The organism is Streptomyces lydicamycinicus (assembly GCF_000829715.2).
GTDB lineage: Bacteria > Actinomycetota > Actinomycetes > Streptomycetales > Streptomycetaceae > Streptomyces > Streptomyces lydicamycinicus.
This window is the reverse complement of record NZ_BBNO01000001.1, coordinates 1,222,677-1,246,832: the sequence shown is the minus strand read 5'-3', so window position 1 is coordinate 1,246,832 and position 24,156 is coordinate 1,222,677. Positions and strand designations below refer to the sequence as shown.

The window sequence follows — 24,156 nt, the reverse complement described above, 5'->3', positions numbered from 1 at the left end:
GCTTCGGCCCCCGGCCTCTCCCTCCCCGGCCGTCAGGGCAACAACAGCCAGTCCGAGGCGAGCGCGGCCACCAGACCGATGCCCAGCAACCAGGTGCCGAGCCGGGTGCGCCCGTTACGGCTGAGCTCGATCACCACACCGCAGAGCACCAGTGCGGCTCCGTACACCCCGACCACCAGCACCGACGTACGCGACGCCAGGCGCACCACGAGCACCCCCGCCATCGCGGCCATCAGCACCGAGGCCAGGACGATGCGTATTCGCCGGGCTTGACGGGGTGTCAGCCCCACACGGCTGTCGGGGAGGGGCTCTTCATTGCCGGGTACGTCCATGAGCGGGAATGCTACGGGACGGGTGATCGCCGGACGGCCCCGATCCCCGGCCCCGGGTTCAACTCGCCCTGCACGTGGGCGGGTCGACCGGACGCACTCTCCTGAAACGGATTCCGGACCGGCCCCGCCACGGGAACGCTCAGCACTCAGCAAATGATTGACCAGCGGCGTACCAATATTTAACCTTCCCTTTCAGTACGCGCTCGTCGCGCCCGCATCCGCGCCACCCACAAGGTTCACCAATAGCCTCAGGTAGGGCAATTCCCCAGAATCGCAACGGAGTTGCCATACCACGATGCCCACGTTCCCTCCACACTCCTCGCCTTGACATGCCTGCATTCAGATCGCCTAATGTGGGCTCGTTAAGAACGCGACAAGTATCGCGCGGGACACCGCAAAACGGGGGCAATGGTGGCAGGCAAGGCGTTTGACGTCGATCCGGATGTGCTGCGCACGCAGGGCAACGCGTTCGTGCACATCGGCAGCGATTTCTCCAAGGCGTCGAAGAAGCTTCAAGACGATCTTGAAGGCCTTGGCAGCCCCTGGGAGAACTGCGACTTCGGCGATATTTTCGAAACGATCTACACGCCCATCAGGGACGGCATGTTCGAGTCGATGGACTCCCTGGGCGAGCGCCTCGAAGGCATCGGCGACAAGCTCCAGAGCATGAGCGACTCGTACACCGAATCCGACGAGCAGGGCATTCACACCATCAGCGCGGTAGGCCGTCCGGCCGTCTGACGGGCGGTAGGCCACCCGGCCATCTGACGCCACCCTGTCCCGCCTGAGCCCGGGCGCGGGAATTCCCCCCGCCTCATCCTCATCCTCACTCCCACTCTCCCTTCCTCTCCTTCTCCACCACCCTTCCCTTCCACTCCGCAATCGCCATAACTGCACGGGGGACGATCACTGTGTCATTGACGCTGCCAGGCGAGGTAGCTTGGGTCCTGGACCTCCTCGGCTACAACTGGCCGGACGCCGACGAGGACAAGCTCCACGAATGCGCGCAGGTCTGGCGCAACTTCGCCGAGTCGGTCAATCAGGCGTCCTCCCAGGGCTCTTCGGCAGCCAATCAAGTCGTCTCCGCCAACTCCGGCGATGCGATCGAGGGCTTTTCCAACGAATGGGGATCCTTCTCCGGCGGCGGGGACAGCGGGGACAATTACCTCCGCGACGCCGCCGCGGCGGCCGAGGTCATCGCCCTCGCCTTCGACGCGGCCGCCATCGCCGTTCTCGCCGGCAAAATCGCGGTCATCGTCCAACTCGTCATCCTGGCCGCCGAGATCATCGCGGCCCAGGCCGCCGCACCCTTCACCCTCGGCCTTTCCGAGCTCGGCGCCGCAGGGGCCACCCAAGCGACCCGCGTGCTCGTCCGCCAGATCCTCGACAAGATCAAACGCGAGGTCATGGAGGCGGCCACCAAGGCGATGGAGCACGCCACCATGGACGCCATCAAGAAGATGGCGAAGAAGGCGGTCTCCAAGGAAGCCCGCAAGATCGCGGCGGACTATGTGAAGAAGACGGTCAAGGAGACCGTCAAGGACAAGGTCGTCGACCAGGCGAAGGAAATCGCCAGGGACAAGATCGTCGAAGAGGGCAAGGCCAAGGCCCAAGAGGCCGCCACGGAGATGGCCCAGAACGTCACACAGCAGGGCATCGAAAGTCACTTCGGCGCCCGCGACGGAATCGACTGGGGCGAAACCGGCGACATCGCCAAGGACAAGGCCGGCGAATACGTCGACGGCATCAAGGAAGGCGCCCAGGACTACAAGGACGGCGTCGCCAGCCTCGCGGACCCCGGCACCTACATCGACCACGCCAAGGAAGACCTCACCAACCGCGGCCTCAACCACGCCCAACGCCACGTCGACCGCCGCACGGGCGGCGCCGCCACCAACAACCCCGACGTAACAGACGAGGTCCGCTCGGTCTTCGGCTGATCCGGCCTCCTATGGATGGGATGCGTCAAGCACCCACTGTCCGTCCCGGATGCAGTCCGCGGGAGCGCTCGGCGCGGCGGTGAAGCGCAGCGCTCATGCCACAGCACCTCTGCTGAACAGGCGGCGGCCCGCAGCTCGAAAGCTGCGGGCCGCTTTGATGAACCAGCTTGGAATTACCGTCCCGGCGGCTGCGTGGGCGGCGCCGGCGGATACGCACCGGGCGCGCTCGGGTGCTGCTGGTAGCCGTTCGGGTTCGACGGATAGGGCACAAAGCCACCGGCGCCGCCCTGTCCCCCGGGACCACCGTAGCCGCCATAGCCACCGGGGCCACCCGGAGGCGGACCATTACGGCCGCTCTTCTTCTTAACCACCAGCACAACGATCAGCACGACAACCAGGAGCCCGACCACACCACCGGCAATGCCGATGATGACGCTCGTACTCATTCCCTCATCGCCATCGCTCTTGACTGCCTCGCCCTTACCGGGCGCCTTGGGGGAGCCATCGCTCACAGGAGGCAGCGGCCCATTCTTCGAGCCTGCGGGGATTTTCGCGGTGAGCGCCTTGGACGGCCTGATGAAACCGTAGCCGTAGTGGGGGTCAGGAAGCTTCTTTCCCTTCATCTCATCCGGCAGCCCGGCAGTCTTCACCAGACGGTTGGCGATCTGGCCGGCGGTCAGGTCCGGGAACTTGGAGCGGAGGAGGGCAGCGGCAGCAGATACGTACGCTGTAGAGTCTGACGTGCCGTTGGCCAGGCGATAAGGGGTCTCAACTCCCGCCGACCGGATATGAAGTCCTGGCGCCAGCAGCTTGATATGAGGCCCGTAGCTGGAGAACTTCCAGACCTTGAGGTCAATGTCCACCGCTCCGACAGCGAGAACCCCCGGTACCGCAGAAGGAAGACGGGGAATGCTGGAGCCAGTGTTTCCAGATGCCGCAACTACCAGAACGTCGTGCTTCCGGGCATATTCAACAGATGCCTTTTCGGCAGGTGACGTGTCCGCATAGTCCTCGAACGACATGTTGACGACCTTCGCGCCGTGGTCCACGGCATACCTCAACGGTTCCGCGTAGGACTCCTCCTGGTCGCCAAGGTCGATTCCCACGGGAAGGATCTTGGCATCAGGCGCCAGCCCCTTGACTCCTTCGGATCCCCCAGGGCCATGCCCGTGCCCAGCGATGAGCGAAGCCATGGCGGTGCCGTGCTCATGCTTCCCATCCGGGCGATCTGCCGTTCCCCCATCGAGGAAACTCTTGCCAGGAAGCACATTTCCCTTGAGGTCAGGGTGACTTCCGTCTACGGGGTCGTCGATAACCGCGACGGTGACGCCCTTGCCGGTTGACACCTTCCAGATGTCGTCAGCTCCGAAGGACCTCAACGGCCACTGTTCATGCCTGATCTGGTCTGCCGAAGCAACCGGCGCAGTGCCGAAGAGCAGTGCCCCCGCCACCACCGCGCCGCCCACCGCACGCAGCGTCCGCGTGAAACTCACGCTGTAACACCTCTCCCCAACAGTGCGGCCCGCAGCTCGAAAGCTGCGGGCCGCACCTTTGATGAAACAAGTTCGGAATTACTGCCCCGGCGGCTGCGTGGGCGGCGCCGACGGATACACACCGGGCGCGCTCGGCTGCTGCTGGTACCCCGGGTTCGGCGGCTGCGGCACAAAGCCACCGGAGCCACCAGGCCCCCCGAAGCCACCAGGGCCACCCGGAGGCGGACCGTTACGGCCGCTCTTCTTCTTGACCACCAGCACAACAATCAGTACAACGACGAGGAGGCCGACCACACCACCGACAATGCCGATGATGACGCCTGTACTCATACCCTTATCGCTCTCAGTTGCCTGCTGAGCGCCCTTGCCGTTACCGGATGCCTTGGACGAGCCATCCTTGAGGGCAGGCAACGGCCCGTTCTCCGATCCCGCGGGCATCTTCTTGATGAGCGCCTGCCAGGGATTGACAATGCCGTAACCGTAGTGTGGGTCGGGAAGCTTCTTGCCCTTCATGCTGTCCGGCAAAATGGCGGTCTTCACCAGGCGATTGGCAATCTGGCCAGCGGTCAGGTCTGGGAACTTCTGGCGTAGAAGGGCCGCTGTGGCAGACACGTAGGCGGTGGCGTCGGACGTGCCGTTGGCCAGCCTGTACGGGTCTTCGACACCCGCTGAGCGGATGTGAACTCCTGGGGCCAACAGCCTGATATGCGACCCGTAGTTAGAGAACTTCCAAACCTTCAGGTCGATGTCCATCGCCCCCACAGCGAGGATCCCAGGTACTGCTGATGGATTGCGAGGAATGCTGGAGCCAGAGTTTCCCGATGCAGCAACTACCAGGACGTCATGCTTCCGGGCATATTCAACAGCTGCCTTTTCAGCAGGTGACGTATCCTCGTAAACCTCGAACGACATGTTGACGACCTTCGCACCGTGGTCGACGGCATACCTCAAGGGTTCGGCATAGGACTTCTTCACCCCGCTGCTGTTCCCAAGATAAATTCCTACAGGAAGGATCTTGGCATCAGGTGCCAGCCCCTTGACCCCGTCGGATCCCGCAGGACCGTGCCCGTGCCCTGCGATGAGCGAAGCCATGGCAGTGCCATGCTCATACTCTTGGTTCGGATGATCTGCCGTTCCCCCACCGGGGAGGAAACTCTTTCCGGGAAGCACACTTCCCTTTAGATCAGGGTGGCTTCCGTCTACCGGGTCGTCGATAACCGCAACCGTGACGCCCTTGCCTGTTGACACCTTCCAAATGTCGTCAACTCCGAAGACCGTCAACGGCCACTGGTCTTTCCTGACCTGATCTGCCGATGCAACCGGCGCGGTGCCGAAGAGCAGCGCCCCCGCCACCACCGCGCCGCCCACCACACGCAGCGTCCGCGTGAAGCTCATGCCGTAACACCTTCCTACAGAGTTGGGGCCCGCAGCCCGAGGGGCTGCGGGCCCCAAGCACGTCCGCCGATTGCTTGACCGGCCGTTCCTACTCGATGACCGGGGGAGCCACATTACGCTTGGCCGTCCAGGTTTCCTCGTCTTCCACGAGGTAGTCAGGACGGCTCGCGTCACCCCCTCCGCCCTCGCCCCTGGCACCGGGCGCACCATGCATGCCACCCATCATGCCTGCCGGGCGACGTCCGCTACCCGAATTGGCCCCGGAGGCAGTTCCCCCTCGACTGCGGTGCAGGCCGGATCCCCCCTGTCCTCCGCCGCTGGCTTTACCACCGGGCGACCCGATGATCCCGCCCTTCTGCCGCGCTTGGGCACCGCCGGCGCTGACACCCCCGCCACCGGCGCCCTTGCCTGCGCCACCACCGTGTGCGCCGGCCATGCCGGGCATGCCGGCACGGCCCCCCGAGTGGGCACCGCCCGAGGTGGTACCGGGTGCGCCGCCCTTGAGACCGCCAGGGCCACCACTCTTGAGACCGCCGGGGCCAGCACCCTTGAGCCCCCCAGGGGCTCCGCCCTTGAGACCGCCAGGGCCACCGCTCTTGAGACCGCCAGGGCCAGGCATGCCGCCCGGCATGCCTGACAAGCCAGGCCCACCGCCGGGACCACCGCCGCTTGGCGCGTGGAGACCGCCACCACCGGGGCCACTGGGGGCTTTGAGGCCGCCGCTGGGTCCATCGTGGAGGCCGTCAAGGCCAGTCCCCACAGTGGGCCCCTTAGGCTTCAGTTCTCCCAGGCCACCGCTGACACCCGGATGCTTGAGGCTCGGGGGGCTGGGCATCTTGGGGGTGCTACCGGAGTTCGCGCCCCGCTTGGGGAGCTTGAGTCCACCCCCGCCACCCTTCGGTCCACCACCCGTCGGAATCATGGGCGTGTTAATGGCGCCTGGATCGTTTGACGGGTCCTTTTGGTGATCGGGGATCTTGTCGTCTCGGCCACGAAGGTCCCCCGGCGTTGGCGCCTTCAGCGCCTTCGAAGCCCTCACAAACGACGAGCCCAACTGCTCCATGGCGATGGTCGACTCGAGCCGAAGCGTCTGCTCATCGTCGAGCCTGTCCTTGTTCGCCTCCAGGAGACCCGTGGCGTCTTCGCCCCTCTTGAGCGCTTCGTCGAGATCATCGTCGGAGATGTCCCAACCCCAGTCATTGAGGTCGCCGAGTTCCCAGGTTTCCTCCTTCATCCTGACCTTGTTGATGGCCGTCTGAAGGGCCTTGGCCGACTCGTCCATGACCTTCGCCGTGTGAGTGCACCAAGGTTTCCCGGTCTCGAAGTTCGCGATGATCTGCCGAGCCCTCTTCTGGAAGCGTTCAGCGGACTCGCCCTGCCAGTGTTCCATCACCTTGTCTACGGCCTTGGAGAAACTCTTCTTGTGTGTCTCCAAGTCGTCGGCAAGGTCCTGCCAGTGCTGAGCGACAGAGTAAAGAACTTCGGGATCGGCACCATCGAGCATGTCCTTCAGACCATTGAAGTTGCTCTGGTTGAAGTCCGTCACATGCCGATAGCTCTCGTACCTTTCTTCAGGCACGCCGCTCTTTCCTTCACCCACCTGTGGGCCCCCTTTTTCTTCAGTCGGCGATCAGCCGACCACCGTCAGTGGATCTTGTTCTCGTGCTCGGCGTCGTCGTAGGCTTCCTTCGTCTTTTTGGACTTCTGACCGAAATCCTCGACCAGCTTCTCGATCTTGCCGACGATCTCGTCGTCGATGAATTTCTTCATGTCCCTGTGAGCTGTGTGCAGCATTTCGTGCTCTGCATACTTCTTACCCAAAGCACTTGACGGCAGGTAAGTCCCGCTACCGGCCTTACCCTTGGTCCCGTTCATGTCCTTCAGGACACCGTTCAGCTCCTTGACCACCTGGTCCAAGGCGTCCAGATCGACGCGGTATTCCTTAGCCATTACTGGCCTCCCCGTGAGATGTCAGTCCGGTCTTGCGGCGCCAGTCGCGGATGGCGATCGAGGAGCCGACGACCGCGGCGACGGCAAGAAGTCCGCCACCGACGATGTAGATGGAGATGCGGGCGCGCCGTTCCTCGGTGGATTCTCCGATGGTGACGGCGGCCGGCTGGATGTTGGAGCCGTCAGCCGCGTTGGAGGGCTTGTCCGGCTGGGGTGAGGCGGTGGGCCTGGTGTCGTCGTTGAGGGCGGCGACCGGGTCGACGACGCCCCAGCCGATGTTCTGGTCCGCCTTCGGGCGCACGCGCTCCGCGGTCTTCTCCAGGTGCCAGATGACCTGCTTCGGGGTCCACTTCGGGACCTCGTTCAGGTGCTTCGCGATGAGGAGGGCCGCGGCGCCCGCGGCGTAGGGTGCGGCGAAGCTGGTGCCCTGGTCGACGCAGTTACCGCCGTCGGGGACGGTGGAGACCATGTTCACGCCCGGCGCGGCGATGTCGACCCAGGATCCCGGCTGGGAGAAGGGGGCGCGCTCGTTGTTGCGGTCCGAGGCGGCAACGGACAGCACATTCTCGAACTGCTGGAAAGCGGCGGGGTACATATTCTTTACCTTGCCGCTCGCGCCGTCGTTTCCGGCCGACGCGACGATGAGGACGTTTTGTTGGGCGGCTCGCTGGATCGCTGCCTTGAGGGGGCCCAGCTTTTCCTCGCCGGCGTCCGTGCCCTGAGAAACGTTGATGATGTTGACCTTCAGCCGGACCGCGTAATCGATGGCGGCGGCGAGGCTGTCGGCGGTGCCGGCCTTCTCTTCGCTGGTCTGCTGTAGCGGAATGACCTTTGCTTCGGGGGCGATTCCGTAGAAACCCGAACCCAGCTTCGGGCGGGCGGCGATGATGCCCGCGACCTTGGTGCCGTGTCCGACCTGATCGACGGTCGGCTTGCCGGCACCGGAGACGAACTTCTTGCCGGCGCCTTCGATGTTGGGCTTGATCTGCGAGTTGCCCGCATCGATGCCGGTGTCGATGACGGCGACCCGGACGCCCTTGCCCCTGGTGTCGGCCCACATCTGATTGGTCAGGAGGCGCTGGAGCGACCAGGGGGTCTCTTTGATGTCGTTGGTGCCGAACTTGCACTCACCACTGTTGAGCGGAACGTTCGGGTCCGCGACCGCCGGTGCGGCGGTGGCACTCGACAGGCCGACGATGCACGCCGCCGTGACCAGCGCACCCGCCGCTCGGCGACGGTGCCCGGCTCGGTGACCAATGGCGCGAGATCCCACGGGCTTTCTGCTCTCCATGTGTGGCGAATTGGGCAGGAACGAAAGGTGAGGAGACGGAGGCGGAGGGGTGGAGGAGTGGTGGACGGCAGAAGGGCGAGCGCACTGATGCAGCGCGCTCGCCCTCATGGACCACTGTGCGAGCAGCCGGGCTGCTCAGGTCTGGCCGTCTCCGGCTCGACTGACCGGAGGTCAGCCTCCCCAGATGCCGGAGTTCTTGTGCTCAGTGGCCTGGTAGTTCTGGGCGGCCTGGTCCAGCGCCTTGGCGATGGCCTCGAGCGTCGAGTGCAGGGAGGCGGCACGCTGGTCCCACTCGCGCTGGCGGGCCTGGTAGCCCTCCTGCGCCGCACCTTCCCAGCTGGCGGCGATCTTCTTGACGCCCGCCTCGAGGTCGTCCAGCTGCTGGCGGATGTTGTTGGCCGTCCCGCGCACGTCGGAACTGGCCTGCGAGATCGTCGCGAAATTAACGAGGATCTGGCCTGACATGGTGTCTCCTCAGGAGTTGATGATGCCTGGTCGATTCGCACACCACAGCGGGCCGGCGGATGTGACCGGCGGGCCCGGGCTGCGGCGGCTGGGCCGTTGCGCCACGGTCAGCGGCGCGGCCCCATCATCCGAACGGGGAAGCCGAGGCGGAGATGTGCGAGATCGACTGCGCCTGCTCCTCTTCGGAGGCGGAGTAGTTCTTGGTGGTCTCGTCGATCGCTTCCTTGATCTCAGCCAGGAGCTGGTTGAGACGGTTGGCGTCCTCGTTCACCTGCGACTGGAGCTGGTTGTACGAGGAGGCCGCAGCACCCTTCCACCCAGACGTGATGGTGTCGACGACCGTGTTCAGGCGCGAAATCTCGCCCTGGATCGACTGGTTGACCGAGGAGATCTTGCCGCTGAACGCGACCATCTCCTCCTCGGTGGTTGTGTACTGCTGACCAGCCATAGTCAACGTCCCCCATGAGACTCGTACGTCGTACCGCACCGGGCAGCCACAGGCGCTCGCGCGGCAGGCATCTCCTGCTGACGCCTTTGGCTACTTTAACCACTCGATATGCCTGTCCCCAACAGGGGGGAGGACTGTTGTGACGGGATCACAACAATGTCAACTGGCCGTCAGCGAAACGTCGTTCACGGGAAACGGACAGATGCGCCGCTATCGGTCATTCGTCAACACTCCCGGACGGTGAAGATCACACCGAGAAGGCCGTCGCGATCCCGGCGGGAAAACCGCGGCGGCGGAATCCGGAGTACGCCGAAGGCCGCGCCGAATGTCCCTTTCCAGGACTCGGCGCGGCCTTCGCTCATATCAGGACGACTGCGGCTTCTTGGCGCTCTGAATGTCCAGCGACGGGCCGGTGGAGAGGAGTTCGGACCACGCCTTCAGGATCAGCGGCGGATGCGTGCCCTCGTAACCGAGGTGGACCTTCGCCTTGTCCTGTTCGTCATCGGCCTTGCCGGCCTTGCTTTCGCTGTCGTTGTTCCTCGGCAGCGGATAGCGCAGTCCGGTGTCGGTGATCAGGAACTGGCTGCCGCTCGTCGAAGCGGAGGTGCGCACCTCCGTGTAAAGCAGGCCGCTGCCGGGGGTGACGTACGAGTTGGCTCCGGTGGCAATCTTGACCGGGTAGTCGCTGCCGACCCAGGTCTGCATGTCCGGCACGCCGTTCTTGTATCCGAGCTGCTTCTCCTCGCCGCCCGGCAGCTTGATGTTCTTGCCGTTGTAAACGCTGCACGAGACGCCGTTCCGGGTGGGACGGGTCAGTCCGCCGGTCTGGGAGCCGTGTTCGAATTCGTTGGCCACCGAGAGGCTCTCGGTGGGCCACGGGGAAGGAAACGTGCCGAACTTCCCCATGAAGTACGTCGGGTTATCCGAGTCGTCCCGCTTCGGGTCGATGCTGTTGACGGCGATCTGTTCGGGCTTGACCCGCGAACCGTCACTGTGCAGCTTGTCGGCGTTCGCGCCCTCCTCCAGAAGGTTCGCCACGAAGTCCGTCACCTGCTCGACGCCGTCCTGCTCCACGACGTACTTCTGGCCGCTGCTGTCCTGGAGGATCGAACCGACGGTCCTGGCCCGTGCCGGGACCTTCGGGTCGGTGGTCTGGCCCCCCGCCCCGGGGACCATGGGCATGCTGATGCCGAGCTTGGGCGGGAGCACGAGGAGGGTGTCCATGAAGTCCTGCGACACCGGCTGCGGCTTGGCGGAACGGAAGATGATGCGGCGCAGGGTGTCGTTGACCGCTTCACTCCCCCCGTTGAACTCGAATGCCTTGCCCTCGCTGTCGACCAGCCACTTCTTGTGCTGGGGGTCCTCGACGAACAGCGCCTGGCTCGGGCCGAGTTTGCCCTTGCCCTCGACGGCCTGCTTGTCCTTGCCGCCCAGGATGAACACGGACTGCTGGGGCTTGCTGTTGAGGCCGCTTCCGGGACGGTTGCACACCGCCCAGGTCTTGGGTGTGTCGGCGTCCTCCGTGGTGGGCAGCCGGTCGGGGGCGTAGGGAATACCGATGGCCGGTCCGTGCGGGATCTTTCCGTCCAGTTCGGATTCCTTGACCTTGACCACCGTGAACTTCGGGTCGATAAGGAGCCGGGCGGAGGCGAGGTTAAGGATCGGGTGCAGCAGTTTCTGCTTGCCCTGCTTCAGGACGATATAACGCGTGGTGGATTTGTCCCCGACGATGACATTCTTTCCGACCTCGTCCCAGCCTTGCGGGGCAACAGGCTTGAGAATGCCGCAGGCACCGAATCCCACGAGCATCACGACCCCCATCATGATGCTCGGCACCACCGCCTTCAGGGGCCTGGGAGCACTCTCGATCGAACCGTTCGGCAGCGGCTTCAGAAATGCCGCATTCGTGCGCTTTCGAGCGAACGAATACGCATTCAGCTCGTCCCGACGTGATGCCATTGTTGCTTTCTCTCCCCGCCTGTCGGATCCACATCGACCGCCCCCGGCACTCACGCCGTAGCGCCCTCTACTATGCCGTGTGTCGATCGACCCGTACGGTACGGGTGCCACCTTCCAACGCACCAGTCTCAGCGGCGGCCGATACGCCTAGAGGCCCACACCACCAGTAGAGGAGCAGGCCGGGGGATGTCCAGCGCCACCAGGGCTCGACGCCGCAACGGGCGGCAACAGCAGCAACAGCCTTCCGCTGCACCGCAATACGCGGGAAATGCTGGCCAAAACGGCACAGCTCCGGGCAACAGAGAAAATGGCGGCCGGGGTTCCGCGGCCCGCCCGGCAGGTCCGGTGGCACCGCGGCTGCGCCAACAGGCCGGAACCATCGGCGGGGTCCGCGTTCAGCAGCTGGCCATCATCGAACTCGCCGCGGCCCTGGTACTGGTGGGCTGGTCCATCCACCCGGCCGCACTGACCGCGGCCATTGTGATCGCGGCAGTTCTGGTCATTTTCGCGCTCGGCCGGCGGCGGAGGATTCCGCTGCCGGAATGGATCACCACCGTGCGCGCCATGAAGCGCCGCGGCAAGGAGAGCGCCTCCGCGCTCGCGGCCACCCAGGGCGTCGACCCGGCGATCGCCCCGGTGGTGGAGTGCGAACCGGCGCTGCGCACCTACGAGTTCACGACCGAGTCGGATCAGCGCGCCATCGGGTTCGTCGGCGACGGCACGTTCCTGACCGCCCTCGTCCAGGTGGACGCCCGTGACGAGCCGCTGCGCCCGGAGCGCGGCAGCCACATGCTGCCGCTCGAGGTGCTGCACACCGCGCTCGACATCGAGGACATCCACCTGGAGTCGGTGCAGTTCGTCCAGTACACCCAGCCCGCGCCGGCCCCGCACCTGCCCGAACAGGCCGTCGCGGCCCGCTCGTACGCACCGCTCCAGGCCCAGGCCCAGACGCCCGCGCTCCAGTTGACGTGGATCGCGCTCAAGCTCGACCCCGAGCTGTGCTCCGAGGCGATCGAGGCCCGCGGCGGCGGGATGGAGGGCGCCAAGCGTTCGCTGCTGCGCGCCGCCGACCAGCTCGTCAGCCGGCTGACCGCGCACGGGGTACGCGCCAAGGTGCTCGCCGAGCGCGAGGTGGTGGCCGCGATCGGCACCGCGGTGTGCGTCAGCCCGCGGGCCGCCAACGGCGCGATGGGACGCGAGGGACGAGCCGCCCGCCGCACCCAGGAGACGACCCGGGCGATGCGCTGCGACGACCGCTGGCACTCCACGTACTGGATCGGCCGGTGGCCCCAACTGGGCCAGGGCGGTGCGCCGCTGGCGGCCGTCACCCAGCTGCTCACCAGCACCAGGGCGATGGCCAGCACCTTCGCGCTGACCGCCACACACGGCAGCGGCCGCGCCCCGGCCATCTCGGGCTACGTCCGTCTTTCCACCCGCAGCGAGAACGAACTCACCGCCGCACAGAGCGAGTTGGAGCGCCGTTCCGGTTCCGTGAAGGTCGGCCTCGTACGGCTCGACCGGGAACAGCTGCCCGGCCTGCTGGCCACGCTTCCCCTCGGAGGTACCCGCTGATGGCCTCTCCCACCTATCAGCCCCGTGTCAACACCAGCGGCAACGGCTGGCGCAATCCCCCGCTCGGCGGCGGCGACGGCGGCGGGCGGCTCTCGCACCAGCCGCGCCCGGACGAGGACCAGTCGGGGCCGACCGGTCCGAAGCCGAGGCCCGGTTACGGCCTGCGCGGTCCGCGGCGCAGCCCCCATGTGCTGACGGCCGAATCGCTCGCCTCACTGACCCTCCCGGTCGGCGACGACGGCGTGATCATCGGCATCGACCCGCAGAACCAGCCCGCCGTGCTGAGCCTGCTGCGGCCCGCGCCGATGGAGATCGCGCTGGTCGGCAGCATGTGGATGGCGCAGGTACTGGCGCTGCGCACGGTCGCCGTCGGTGCCCGGGTCGCGGTCGAGACCGCGCGGCCGCCGGCCTGGGGCCAGATGGCACAGGCCGCGGGCGGCGGACAGCAGTGTGTGTCGGTCCATGACGTACGCCAGATCGCACCCCAGGGCCCGTCGGTTTCCAGCCCGGTGCTGGTCGTACGGGACATGGGCGCACGCCCGCCGCGCAATCAGCTCGCCCCGAGCCCCTGGCAGTCGGTGCTGACCGTGCTGCCGTTCCTCGGGCCGCGGTCGCCACAGATGCTCAGCCGCGCCGATCTGGTCGGTCTCCAGCGGCTTTCGCCCGAAGAGGCGGAGGTTGTGACGCGAATCATGCGGCTGCCGGAGCAGGTCGGCGCGGTGCTGCCGACGCTCAGCGACAACGCCATGCTGTGGTGCTCGCGCGATGGCCACCAGTTCGTCATGACGCAGCCGACGGAAGCGGAGACCAACCTGCTCGGCGGGCCGCGCCGGATGGACTGACCGTCATTCCGGGCCGGTCGCCCGCGAAGCGCTGTGCGCAGCGCGTCCGCAACCGGCCACGGGGCACGACCTACGGGCGCATCCACGGGTGCGCCCGTAAGCGTGCGAAGGGTATGAAGACGACATGACATCGACTGCCGTTATGCGCCGACTCTTGATTAGGCTGTGTGGGACAGCCGCAGGAGCACAGCATGACGGCAGTCGATACGGGGATGGAGACAGCTAGTGTTGGCGCAACCCCGGGTGGTGTGTTCCGACTTCCGCTACATCCGATCGATCCGCCTGTATCCGGTCCTGCCGTTCAGGTGCGTTGCAGTACACCAGGAGGCACAGTGAACGAGCAGGAGGCTTTCCGTCCGGACGGAAACGATCCTGACGACGACCAGTCCGAGTTCGACCTGACCGGTGAGTTCAAGATCGATTTCGCCGCACCGGCCTGGTACGCGAGCAACGACACCAGTGGTGGCGGCGCGAGCGCCGGCGCCTCGTCCGCGGCTCCTCCTGTGTCTTCGTCCGTCACTCCGGCCGCCGGGGCCCAGCCCCCCGTCGGACAGCCCCTGGGCCAGCCGCTCCCCGGGCCCGCGGAGGCCGCGCCGCCGGGATTCCCGACGCTGCGCCCCCAGGAAACGGGCAATGACGCCCCGGTCGCCGCCACTGCCCCTGACCCGGTGGAGACTCCCTCGGAGCCCGCGCCGGCCGCGAACGAGGGTGCCGGCACCGGCAATCGGCGTATGGGCACGGGCACCGATCCGTCGGCCTCGCTCTGGGACGACGACGAGGACGACGAGCCGGAGGCGACGAACGCGTCCGAGCCCGAGGTCACGTCCACCGAGGCGGCGCCGCAGCCGGAGACCTCGGCCGCGCCCGCCCCCGTCGAGGAGAGCGCCCCGGCCCCTGAGGCCGCGGTGCCCGCGCAGCCCGCCCCCGAGGCGGCCATGCCGGAGGCGCAGCCCGCCCCGGCCCAGCAGCAGCCGCAGCAGGGCGTGCCCCAGCAGGGCATGCCCGTACAGGGTGTGCCGCAGCAGGGGGTTCCGGAGCAGACGGCCCCTCAGCAGGGCGTACCGCAGCAGGGCGTTCCGCAGCAGGCGATGCCCCCGCAGGCGGCTCCGCAGCAGGCCCCCCAGCAGGGCGTTCCGCAGCAAGGAGTGCCGCAGCAGGGCGCTCCTTGGGGTGCCGCGGCGGACGGTCAGCAGCAGGGTGTGCCCGGACAGGGCGCGCTGCCGCCGCTGCCGGCCGAGTACCAGCCCGCGGACCCGCGGACGGCACAGGCCCAAGCTCAGGCCGCTCAGCAGCAGCCGCAGCAGGCCCAGCAGCACCCTCAGGCGCAGCCGCAGCCGCACGCCCAGCAGGCGGGACAGCCGCAGGCCGGGTACCCCCAGGGGCAGCACGCCCAGCAGGCCGGCTACCCGCAACAGCAGCAGGGCGCGCCCGCGCAGCAGCAACAGCCCGCTTACGGCTATCCGCAGCCCGCGTACGGCTACCCCCAGCAGGCCCAGCAGCAGCCCCACGCACAGCAGCCTCACGCGGCCGCGCAGCAGTCGGCGTACGGCTATCCGCAGACCGGTGCGCAGGGCTACCCGCAGCAGGGCCAGGCGCAGGCCGGCTACCCCCAGCAGCACGCCGCCCAGCAGGCAGCACAGGCTCAGGCCGCCCAGGCACAGGCCCAGGCGGCGCAGGCCCAACAAGCCCAGGCACAGCAAGCCCAGCAGGCACAGCAAGCCCAGCAGGCCCAGCAGGCTCAGCAAGCGCAGCAGGCACAGGCCCAACAGGCCCAGCCCCAGCAGGCGCAGTACCAGCCGCTGCCCGGTCAGCAGGCCGGCGACCCGAACGCCGCGGCCAACTACGCCTCGTACTCGCAGCCGGGCCAGCAGCAGCCTCAGCAGCGGGCCGCCCCCGGCGCGCCGCTCGGCTACAGCGCCGCCGTCGAGCTGACCTCCGACCGGCTGCTGCGCAACCAGCCCAAGAAGCGCAAGCCGGGTGCCAATGCCCAGCCGTCCAAGTTCAAGCTGGGCGCGAAGAAGGAAGAGGCGGAGCGGCAGCGCAAGCTGGAGCTGATCCGTACGCCGGTGATGTCCTGCTACCGGATCGCGGTGATCAGCCTCAAGGGCGGCGTCGGCAAGACCACCACGACCACCGCCCTGGGCTCCACGCTCGCGTCCGAGCGGCAGGACAAGATCCTGGCGATCGACGCCAACCCGGACGCCGGCACGCTCGGCCGACGGGTGCGCCGGGAGACCGGTGCGACCATCCGTGACCTGGTGCAGGCGATCCCGCATCTGCACAGCTACATGGACATCCGCCGGTTCACCTCGCAGGCCCCCTCGGGCCTGGAGATCCTCGCCAACGACGTCGACCCGGCCGTCTCGACGACCTTCAACGACGACGACTACCGGCGGGCGATCGATGTCCTCGGCAAGCAGTACCCGGTCATCCTCACCGACTCGGGCACCGGTCTGCTCTACAGCGCGATGCGCGGAGTCCTCGATCTCGCGGACCAGTTGATCATCATCTCCACCCCGTCCGTGGACGGTGCCAGCAGCGCGAGCACCACCCTGGACTGGCTGTCCGCGCACGGCTACGCCGACCTGGTGCAGCGCGGCATCACGGTCATCTCCGGTGTCCGTGAGACCGGCAAGATGATCAAGATCGATGACATCGTGTCGCACTTCGAGACCCGTTGCCGCGGTGTCGTGGTCGTCCCCTTCGACGAGCATCTCGCCGCCGGTGCCGAGGTCGACCTCGACATGATGCGGCCCAAGACCCGCGAGGCGTACTTCAACCTCTCCGCCCTGGTGGCCGAGGACTTCGCGCGGGCGCAGCAGGCGCAGGGCATGTACCCGCAGCAGCAGATGGGCGGCGATCCGTACGCCCAGCAGCAGATGGGCGGCGACCCCTACGCGCAGCAGCAGTACGCCCAGCAGGGCCAGCCGCAGCAGCCGCAACAGGGCCAGCCGCCGGCCGGCTACCCGCCGCAGCAGGGTGGCTGGACCCAGCAGCCGCAGCAGGGCCAGCCGCCGGCCCACTGGCAGCAGCAACAGCCCGCTCCGGACGCACCGCAGCCGGAGGGGCCAGGTCTGGCGCCCGGGTGGCAGCAGCAGCCGCCTCCGCAGTGAGGCGGGCGTAACGCAATACGGGGCGGGGCCCGGCACCTCTCAAGTGCCGGGCCCCGCCCTGTATCACGTCATCCCTCGGACGAGTGAACCGGTCCCGGCCCAACTCCGGGCGGAATCAGCCAAGTTGGGGGAGAGGACGCCGGCCCGCCCCTCTCGAAATTGCGGCACTTCTGCGCCCGCCGCTCAGAGCAAACCGCACCTCTACACCCGCCCACCCCCCGAAGGGGGGGTGGGCGGCGGGGAAAAAACTACCGGGGGGGGTGGAGGAGGCGGCGGCCCCCAAGAGGCAAGGCAGCGGAAGCAACCCCCAGCAGTGGCCCAGCAGCGGCCCAGCAGGAGCCCCGAAGACGAGCCGGCGGAAGTCCACCAAGCGGCGCTGCGAGCCACAGACCTCGTCCGCCGCAGAGCTCATCCGCCGCAGACCTCGTCCGCCGCCCCGCCCGCCCCGTCGCTCAACCCGCCGCCGCGATCAGCCCCCGCGCCAGCTTCACGTCGACCGCCATCCGCTCCAGCAGGGCGTCGAGTGTGTCGAACTTTTCCTGGCCGCGGATGTAGGCGAGGAAGTCCACTCCGACATGCAGGCCGTACAGGTCCAGGCCGACGCGGTCGATGGCGTACGCCTCGACGGTGCGGGTCTTGCCGTCGAACTGCGGGTTGGTGCCGACCGAGATGGCCGCCGGCATCGCCTCGCCCTCCACCTGGAGCAGGCCGGCGTAGACCCCGTCGGCCGGGATGGCGGTGTGCGGCAGGGTCTCCACATTGGCCGTGGGGAAGCCCAGTTCGCGGCCGCGCTGGGCACCGCGGACGACGACGCCCTCGACGCGGTGCGGCCGTCCGAGGACCTCCATCGCACCGGCCACCTCGCCCTCGGCCACCAGCCGGCGGGTGAGCGTGGAGGAGAATGGCTCGCCGCCGCCCGCCGCACCGCGCTCATAGAGGTCGATGACCTCGACGGTGTAGTCGTAGGTGATCCCGAGCTCGGCCAGGGTCTCGACGTTGCCCGTCGCCTTGTGCCCGAAGCGGAAGTTGGGGCCCTCGACGACGACCTGGGCGTGCAGCTTGTCGACCAGCACCTTGACCACGAAGTCGGCCGGGGACAGCTTCGAGAACTCCTTGGTGAACGGGAGGATCAGTACCGCGTCCACCCCCAGACCGGCCATCAGCTCCGCACGCCGGTGGTGCGGAGCCAGCAGCGGCGGGTGGGTGCCGGGCCGCACGACCTCGCTCGGGTGCGGGTCGAAGGTGACGACCACCGCGGGAATCCCCAGCTCACGGGCGCGCGCGACGGCCTTGCCGATGATCAATTGGTGGCCGCGGTGTACTCCGTCGTACGAGCCGATGGTGACGACGCTGCGCCCCCAGCCCTCGGGGATGTCCTCCAAGCCACGCCAGCGCTGCACTGTGCCCGCTCCTCGCCCGAACCCTTGTCCGTCCATTGCGCCACGTCGGCATGGCGCAGGTCTAAGACTGCCATGCCGCGGGTGGTGCTCCACGCGAAGGGTGGCTCAGCGCAACCGCCCACCGCCGGGACCGCGGGCGCGCGGCGGGGCCGCCACACCGGCCGGAGCACCTCTCCGGCCCGCTCCACCCGCCGGTCAGCTGTGGCATCCGGCGAGCGTGGCCCGGGCACCGGGCCCCACCACCGCCGCCCACTCCCCCGGCTCGTCCGCCACCCAGTCCTGTACCCGACGTGCGAAGCCGGGCACCCGCCGCCCCAGCTCCACCAGCCGCCGGTCGAAGCGGGCCGCGCCCTCGGGCGTACGGACCAGCAGCGTCCCGGTGCGGTGCACCAGCTCCCGGGTGCGCTCGGCCGGCCGCCGCTCCGCTCCCTCGGCGGCCGTCTGTAGCAGTGCCTCCAGCACTCGGGTATCCGGGCCGGTCTCCTCGTACCCGCCGTGCGGCGCCGCGTGCGACGCCTCCTGCGCCAGCAGCACCTCCAGCAGCTCACGGCGCAACGGGGCCGAGTCGCCGGAGCCGACCTCGGCCACCACCGCCGCGAGCGCGCACCGGACCGGTACGGGGTATCCGGTCAGCAGCTCGGCAGCGAGCGGGCGGAGCGCCGCGCGGGCGGCCGGTCCGCGCTCCAGGCGGCACTCGACGAACTCCGCGACCGGGCGCGCGGCCCGGTCGGGGCAGTGCCGGGCACAGTCGCGGACCAGGCCGTCGATGCGGCCGGCGAGCACCGGCTCCTCGGTGCGGGCGAGCATCCGCAGCAGCCCGGCGGCCACCGGCGGACCCGCGCCACCGACCAGCCGGGCCCGGAAGGCGTCCAGCACCGGCCCGGGATGGTCGGTGAGAGCGGCCCGGAACGCCGTGGGCGGCAGCTGCGGATCCCCCGCCACGAAGCGGGCCAGCGCCCGGTCCAGGAAGCGGTCCCGGGTGGCCGGGTCGCCGACGAGCAGGGCGAGCGCGGAGCCGTGGTGGGCGCTGTCCGCGGTCCGGGCGAGCAGGCAGAGGGCGGCGTAGCGCAGCAGGGCGCGGTCGGCCGCGGCGGTGACGTACGGGGCGGCCCGCAGACCGTAGGACGCGGCGGCGGCCCGGCGCTCGGGGCGGGTGTCGTGGGCCCAGCGGTCCACGGCCCGGCACACCGCCGCCGGCTCGTCCTCGGCGAGCGCGTCCATCAGCTCGTCGCCCTTGGGGTGCGCGGCCTCCACCAGCGCCTCCGTGAGCGCGTCGAGCGCCGGCCGGCGGTGGGTGTGCAGCAGGGCCTGCGCGGCGGCGGCCACGGTGATCTCAGGGGGCAGGGCGCGGCGGGCCGGGCCGTCGCCCTCGTCGCCCCCGAGGCGCTGCAGCGGCCGGGTGTCGTCGAACCAGGCGCACAGCAGCGGCTGCATCCGCTCCGGGTCCGCGCACAGCAGCTCGGCCGCGGCGTCGAGGAAGCGCGACGAGCGCGGCGCACCGGCCCCGGCCGCCCCGCCGGCCCCTCCGGGCGGCCCGTCGCCGGTGCCCGTCCCGGAGGCGGGGCGGGGCGTTCCGCTCGGGTGCGCCCCGCCCGGCGGGGGCTCACCGTCCCACCGGCCGACGGACGCGTCGTCGGCGGGGTGGACGCGTACCCGCGGGGGCGGGGCGAAGGCGTGGCCGGGGGCCGGACCGTCGTCGGACGGCAGGGCGGGGGCCGGACCGTCGCCGGACGGCAGAAGATCGCCCGCCGTCCGGCCGGACGGCAACGGGCGGGACGAGGACGAGCCGGTCGAAGACGAGCCGGTCGAGGACGAGCCGGTCGACGCGTCGGATGTGCCTCCGGCCGCGGCGCCGGCCACGGACGCCGACGCCCGCCCCCGCCCCCGCGGCCGCGGCGGTCCGAGCGGCGCACGATCCGCCTCGCCCCCCGGGCCACCCCGCTCCGCCCCGCCCCGCGCTCCCCCACCCGACACCCGGCCCGCCCCGGCCGGCGGCCCGTCCGCCGGCAGCAGACGGCGCAACAGATCCATCCGGTCCTCGTCCGCCAGCGCCAGCCGCTCCCAGAACCACGGGCCGAAGGCCTCCAGTCCGGTGTGCGCGAACCCGCCCGTCCGGAGGGACCGTTCGGTGATCCGGTCGGCGAGCAGCCGCAGTACGCCCGTGTACGGCCTCGCATCGGGGACCCGGAGCAGCACCCCGGACAGCACTCGCGCGGCCCACCAGCGGCCGTCCACGGCGTGCGGGGCCGGTGTTCCGGCGGCGGGGGCGGTGGCCATCGGCACCAACTCCGCCAGCCGGAACGTCAGTTGCACCGAGCCCTCGCGTCCGGCGAGCCGCAGCAGCGCCTGGACGACCGGCCCCACGCGGTGTCCGGGGACGGGCAGCAGATCGAGATCGGCATGGGCGCCCTGGAGCCACTCCGCGAACTCCTCGTGCGCGAAGCGGTATCCGGTGCCGGCCGGGATCAGCAGCCCCTCGGCGAGCACCGCGGAGGCCCAGCCGGCCGCCCGCGGAAAGACCTCCTCGAAGGACGTACGGTCCAGCGCTCCGGGACCGGGGCCGAGGCAGCGGCGGGCCGCCTCGTGCACCTGGCCGGCGACCTGGGCGGCCAGCCGGCGGACGGCGGTGCCGCGCAGTGCGGGCCGGTGCGCGGCCGCGATGCGTACGGCGATACGCAGGCACACCAGGTCCAGGTAGGCGTCGAAGATCTGGTGGCGGTCCGGCGAGCCGATGCCGCCGTCCCGCCCGGCCTCGTCCCCCTTGGGCAGCGCCGCCCGCACCTCCGCGAGCAGCCGCAGGGCCAGCGGATGGCGGGCGTCCGGTGCGGCCGGTGTGCCGGACGGCAGGCCGTAGCGGGCGCGGGCGCGCTCCGCGGCCTCCTGGGGAAGGTCGCCGAGCTCCACACAGGCGGGCAGCGCAGGCACCGGACGGTGCGGCCGGTGCAGCAGACCGGGCGGGAAGAGCACACCGGCCCGCTCCCAGTACTCGGGGCGGCAGGCGATCACCAGCCGCACCCCGGCCGTCCCCAGCCAGTCGGCCGTCGCCCCGGTCCACTCGGCCAGCCGCCGCAGCAGGCCCGTCGGCATCTCCTCCGGCCCGTCGAGCAGTACGAGCAGCGGACTTCCGGCCGCGGCCGCCGCCCGGGCCACGCCCTGCGCCGTGGTGTCCGCCGGATCACCGGCCGTACGCTCCGCGGCGGCGACGGTCCGGCCCGCGGAGCGCAGCGCACGCTCGACCGCGCTGCGGACGCCGTCGTCATCGGACCGCAGTTCCGCACCGCGCAGCCAGACGGTCGGGGCGGGCGCGGGGCCCTGCGCGCGGCGGGCGGCCAGCCCGGCCAGTTCGGTGCTGCGCCCGGTCCCGGGCTCCCCCACCAGCCCCAGCACCCGTGCGCCCGCCGTCCCGTCGTCGGCCCCGAAACGGGTGAACTCCGCCGCCACCTCCGGCCGTTCGACCGGCTCGCGCCACAGTCGTGGCCGCGTGGCGGAGCCCAGCGCCACCTCGGCGAGATGCCGCGCACCGGCCGGATTCAGCTCGCTGCCGTAGGCCGGGACGGTCCGCGCGTTGCGCTCCAGCAGGGCGGCGAGCGGGCCTGGCGCGGCCTCGGCGACCGCGCGCAGCGGAATCGCGAAGCCGTCCGCCCGGCGCCCGGGGGCCTGCCCCGTCCGGAAGCCACCGGGGGCCTGGGGATGCAGCGCGGTGCCGAGGACCGCGAGCACCACGCCCGTCCGGGCGTCCAGCACCGGCCCGCCGATCGCGGGACCGCCCAGCCGCAGCGCCTCCCGCCCGCCCGCGCAGAGGCCGAGTTCCAGCGTTTCGTCGAGCAGATGGACGCGTGCGGCGGCCGTGTACATCACTCCGGAGCCGGGCCCGACGACCGTGCCGTCCAGCCAGCCGCCCGCCCAGAGCCGGGCGCGGGTGTCCGGGGCCGGCCGGCGCGTGGCGAGGGGCAGCGGCGCGAGCCGGTGCGGCCCGAAGCTGTCGGTCCGTACGAGGGCGAGCCCGGCTTCCGGAAGGGGCGTGATCGCATCGGCCGCCACCAGGCAGGTCCATCCGCCGCCCCCGGCCGCACCCCCGCCCGCACCGTCCGCCATGGGCTGGAGCACCAGCTGTGCCGCACCGTCCACCGCTTCGTGGCTGGTGACCACGGTGCCGTCGTGGTCCGCGAGGAAGCCCGTACCCCGCGTCCGACCTGCCAGATCGCGGATCCGCACCAGTGCCGCGTCCGCATCGGCATCCAGCAACGCCATCGTCGGTCCTCTCGCCCTGTCCCGTTCTCCGCACGGTAAGCAGGCGGTGATCGCCGCGGGAGAGCAGCCGGCCAACGCGCCCCCGTCCACTCCTTGATTCACTCCGAGCGCCTCACCGAATGAGTGAATGGCCGGAACCTGTCGGAGCGGAGGGGGGAGGGGGAGGGTGGCGCAGGGCCGGTGCCGGCGCCGTGCGGGCGGCCCGGGTGCCCTCGCCGCCTCCGGGGGCGGTCGGCGCCCGGAGGCGGATACGCGGAAGGCCGGGTCCGGAGCGCGTTTCCACGCCCGGCCCCGGCCCCGGTGTCAGGCAATGAGCCCGCCCTAGAGGGCGAACACCGCCAGGCTCTTGGCCTTCCCGCCCTGGTTCTCCACCAGTGCCAGGAACGTGCCGTCCGGCCCGAAGGCCGCGATCGGGCCGTCGCCCTCGAAGCGCGGCATCGGGATCCGCGCACCGTTGAGCAGCAGCCGCGCCTGCGGTTCGGCGACATCCCAGCGGGTGAACGCCGCGGCGGCCGCGTCACCGAGCGGCATGACCGGCAGGCCCTCGCCCTCGGCGTCGTCCACCGCCGCCTGGAGCTGTTCGAGCGTGCGCGCCCGGTCCAGCTTGTACGGGCCGACGCGGGTGCGGCGCAGCGCGGTCAGATGGCCGCCGACGCCGAGCCCGGCCCCCAGGTCGCGGGCCAGCGCGCGGATGTACGTACCGGACGAGCACTCGACGGAGACCAGCAGGTCGGTCACCGGGGTGCCGTCCTCGGCCTCGGTCTCGTGCGCGGAGTGCACCACGAACGAGGAGACGGTCACCGGGCGGGCCGGGATCTCCACGTCCTCGCCCTCGCGGACCCGCGAGTACGAGCGCTTGCCGTTGATCTTGATGGCGCTGACCTTGGACGGCACCTGCATGATCGCGCCGGACAGCTCGGCGACGCCCGCGTCGATGTCCTCGCGGGCGAGGCCGTGCGCCGGCTTCGACGCGGTGATCTCGCCCTCGGCGTCATCGGTGACGGTCGTCTGACCGAGCCGGATCGTGCCGACGTACTCCTTCTCCGTCAGCGCGAGATGGCCCAGCAGCTTGGTGGCCCGCTCGATGCCCAGGACGAGGACGCCCGTGGCCATCGGGTCGAGCGTGCCCGCGTGCCCGACCCGGCGGGTACGCGCCATACCGCGCATCTTCGCCACCACGTCGTGCGAAGTGAAGCCGGACGGCTTGTCGACGATGACGAGCCCGCCCGGCTTGTTGCTCTCACGCTTCATTCTGCCGCGGTGCCCTCGTCGTCCTCGTCCTCGCCCGGCTTGCGGTACGGATCGGCCTCACCGGCGTACTGCGCGCCCGAGGAGACCTCGCGCACCTTGGCGTCCGAGGCCCGTGCCTTGTCGAGCAGGTCCTCGATGGTCTTGGCGTTCTCCGGCAGGGCGTCCGCCACGAACGCCAGGGTCGGCGTGAACTTCGTGCCGGCCGCCGCACCGACCGCGGAGCGCAGGATGCCCTTGGCGCTCTCCAGTCCGGCGGCGGCGCTGGCGCGGTCCTCGTCGTCCCCGTAGACCGTGTAGAAGACCGTAGCCTCCCGCAGGTCGCCGGTGACCCGGGTGTCCGTGATGGTCACATGCGAACCGAGCCGCGGGTCCTTGATACCGCGCTGCAGCTTCTGGGCGACCACCTCCCGGATGAGGTCCGCCAGCTTCTTCGCCCGCGCATTGTCGGCCACTG

The 24,156-nt window shown here is 69.6% G+C and carries 18 protein-coding genes; 5 read left to right on the top strand and 13 right to left on the bottom strand.

Annotated features, from left to right (window positions below):
- Positions 1-32 precede the first annotated feature (32 nt).
- Complete coding sequence (locus tag TU31_RS05350; RefSeq protein WP_107070614.1) at positions 33-332, bottom strand: hypothetical protein; 300 nt, start codon at positions 330-332, stop codon at positions 33-35.
- A 408-nt stretch (positions 333-740) separates the two neighbouring features.
- Between TU31_RS05350 and TU31_RS05345 the strand changes: the two genes are divergently transcribed.
- Both TU31_RS05345 and TU31_RS05340 read left to right on the top strand, forming a co-directional pair.
- Positions 741-1,073: a WXG100 family type VII secretion target gene (locus TU31_RS05345; RefSeq protein WP_042149574.1), complete on the top strand. Its 333-nt coding sequence runs from the start codon at positions 741-743 to the stop codon at positions 1,071-1,073.
- A gap of 170 nt (positions 1,074-1,243) precedes the next feature.
- Entirely contained in the window at positions 1,244-2,272 is a 1,029-nt protein-coding gene (locus TU31_RS05340) for a WXG100-like domain-containing protein (protein WP_042149572.1), read from the top strand.
- A 173-nt stretch (positions 2,273-2,445) separates the two neighbouring features.
- Here TU31_RS05340 and TU31_RS36500 read toward each other — a convergent pair whose 3' ends face one another.
- From TU31_RS36500 to TU31_RS05300, 8 genes are all read right to left on the bottom strand, one after another.
- Positions 2,446-3,765 (bottom strand): S8 family serine peptidase, encoded by a 1,320-nt coding sequence (locus TU31_RS36500; protein ID WP_107070613.1) that lies wholly within the window; start codon positions 3,763-3,765, stop codon positions 2,446-2,448.
- 78 nt (positions 3,766-3,843) lie between these two features.
- Positions 3,844-5,160 (bottom strand): S8 family peptidase, encoded by a 1,317-nt coding sequence (locus TU31_RS05330; protein WP_042149567.1) that lies wholly within the window; start codon positions 5,158-5,160, stop codon positions 3,844-3,846.
- A gap of 88 nt (positions 5,161-5,248) precedes the next feature.
- Positions 5,249-6,760 (bottom strand): WXG100 family type VII secretion target, encoded by a 1,512-nt coding sequence (locus tag TU31_RS40205; protein ID WP_158894260.1) that lies wholly within the window; start codon positions 6,758-6,760, stop codon positions 5,249-5,251.
- A 44-nt stretch (positions 6,761-6,804) separates the two neighbouring features.
- Complete coding sequence (locus TU31_RS05320) at positions 6,805-7,110, bottom strand: hypothetical protein (RefSeq protein ID WP_042149563.1); 306 nt, start codon at positions 7,108-7,110, stop codon at positions 6,805-6,807.
- A complete protein-coding gene (gene mycP, locus TU31_RS05315; protein ID WP_042149560.1) occupies positions 7,103-8,383 on the bottom strand; it encodes a type VII secretion-associated serine protease mycosin in 1,281 nt (426 codons plus the stop codon). Before mycP ends, TU31_RS05320 begins: the two co-directional genes overlap by 8 nt.
- A gap of 189 nt (positions 8,384-8,572) precedes the next feature.
- The gene (locus tag TU31_RS05310; protein ID WP_018093366.1) at positions 8,573-8,866 is read right to left on the bottom strand and encodes a WXG100 family type VII secretion target; all 294 of its coding nucleotides are present in this window, start codon (positions 8,864-8,866) and stop codon (positions 8,573-8,575) included.
- Between the two features lie 124 nt (positions 8,867-8,990).
- Positions 8,991-9,314, bottom strand: coding sequence for a WXG100 family type VII secretion target (locus TU31_RS05305; protein ID WP_042149554.1), 324 nt, complete (start codon positions 9,312-9,314; stop codon positions 8,991-8,993).
- Positions 9,315-9,677: 363 nt separating this feature from the next.
- The gene (locus TU31_RS05300) at positions 9,678-11,273 is read right to left on the bottom strand and encodes a type VII secretion protein EccB (RefSeq protein ID WP_042149550.1); all 1,596 of its coding nucleotides are present in this window, start codon (positions 11,271-11,273) and stop codon (positions 9,678-9,680) included.
- A gap of 345 nt (positions 11,274-11,618) precedes the next feature.
- On the opposite strand from TU31_RS05300, the gene eccE reads away from it, so the two are divergent.
- The 3 genes from eccE to TU31_RS05285 all read left to right on the top strand — a co-directional run bounded on the left by eccE (position 11,619) and on the right by TU31_RS05285 (position 16,800).
- The gene (gene eccE / locus TU31_RS05295) at positions 11,619-12,845 is read left to right on the top strand and encodes a type VII secretion protein EccE (RefSeq protein ID WP_042149547.1); all 1,227 of its coding nucleotides are present in this window, start codon (positions 11,619-11,621) and stop codon (positions 12,843-12,845) included.
- Positions 12,845-13,687 (top strand): hypothetical protein, encoded by an 843-nt coding sequence (locus TU31_RS05290; RefSeq protein WP_042149544.1) that lies wholly within the window; start codon positions 12,845-12,847, stop codon positions 13,685-13,687. Before eccE ends, TU31_RS05290 begins: the two co-directional genes overlap by 1 nt.
- A 332-nt stretch (positions 13,688-14,019) precedes the next feature.
- A complete protein-coding gene (locus TU31_RS05285; protein WP_042149541.1) occupies positions 14,020-16,800 on the top strand; it encodes an SCO5717 family growth-regulating ATPase in 2,781 nt (926 codons plus the stop codon).
- 452 nt (positions 16,801-17,252) lie between these two features.
- On the opposite strand, the gene TU31_RS05280 is transcribed toward TU31_RS05285, so the two are convergent.
- The 4 genes from TU31_RS05280 to rbfA all read right to left on the bottom strand — a co-directional run bounded on the left by TU31_RS05280 (position 17,253) and on the right by rbfA (position 24,154).
- Positions 17,253-18,200 (bottom strand): bifunctional riboflavin kinase/FAD synthetase, encoded by a 948-nt coding sequence (locus TU31_RS05280; RefSeq protein WP_042149538.1) that lies wholly within the window; start codon positions 18,198-18,200, stop codon positions 17,253-17,255.
- Positions 18,201-18,395: 195 nt separating this feature from the next.
- Positions 18,396-22,451: a S1 family serine peptidase gene (locus tag TU31_RS05275; protein WP_042149535.1), complete on the bottom strand. Its 4,056-nt coding sequence runs from the start codon at positions 22,449-22,451 to the stop codon at positions 18,396-18,398.
- 321 nt (positions 22,452-22,772) lie between these two features.
- Positions 22,773-23,702: a tRNA pseudouridine(55) synthase TruB gene (gene truB, locus TU31_RS05270; RefSeq protein ID WP_042149532.1), complete on the bottom strand. Its 930-nt coding sequence runs from the start codon at positions 23,700-23,702 to the stop codon at positions 22,773-22,775.
- A complete protein-coding gene (rbfA, locus tag TU31_RS05265) occupies positions 23,699-24,154 on the bottom strand; it encodes a 30S ribosome-binding factor RbfA (protein WP_042149527.1) in 456 nt (151 codons plus the stop codon). Before rbfA ends, truB begins: the two co-directional genes overlap by 4 nt.
- Between the last annotated feature and the right edge of the window lie 2 nt (positions 24,155-24,156).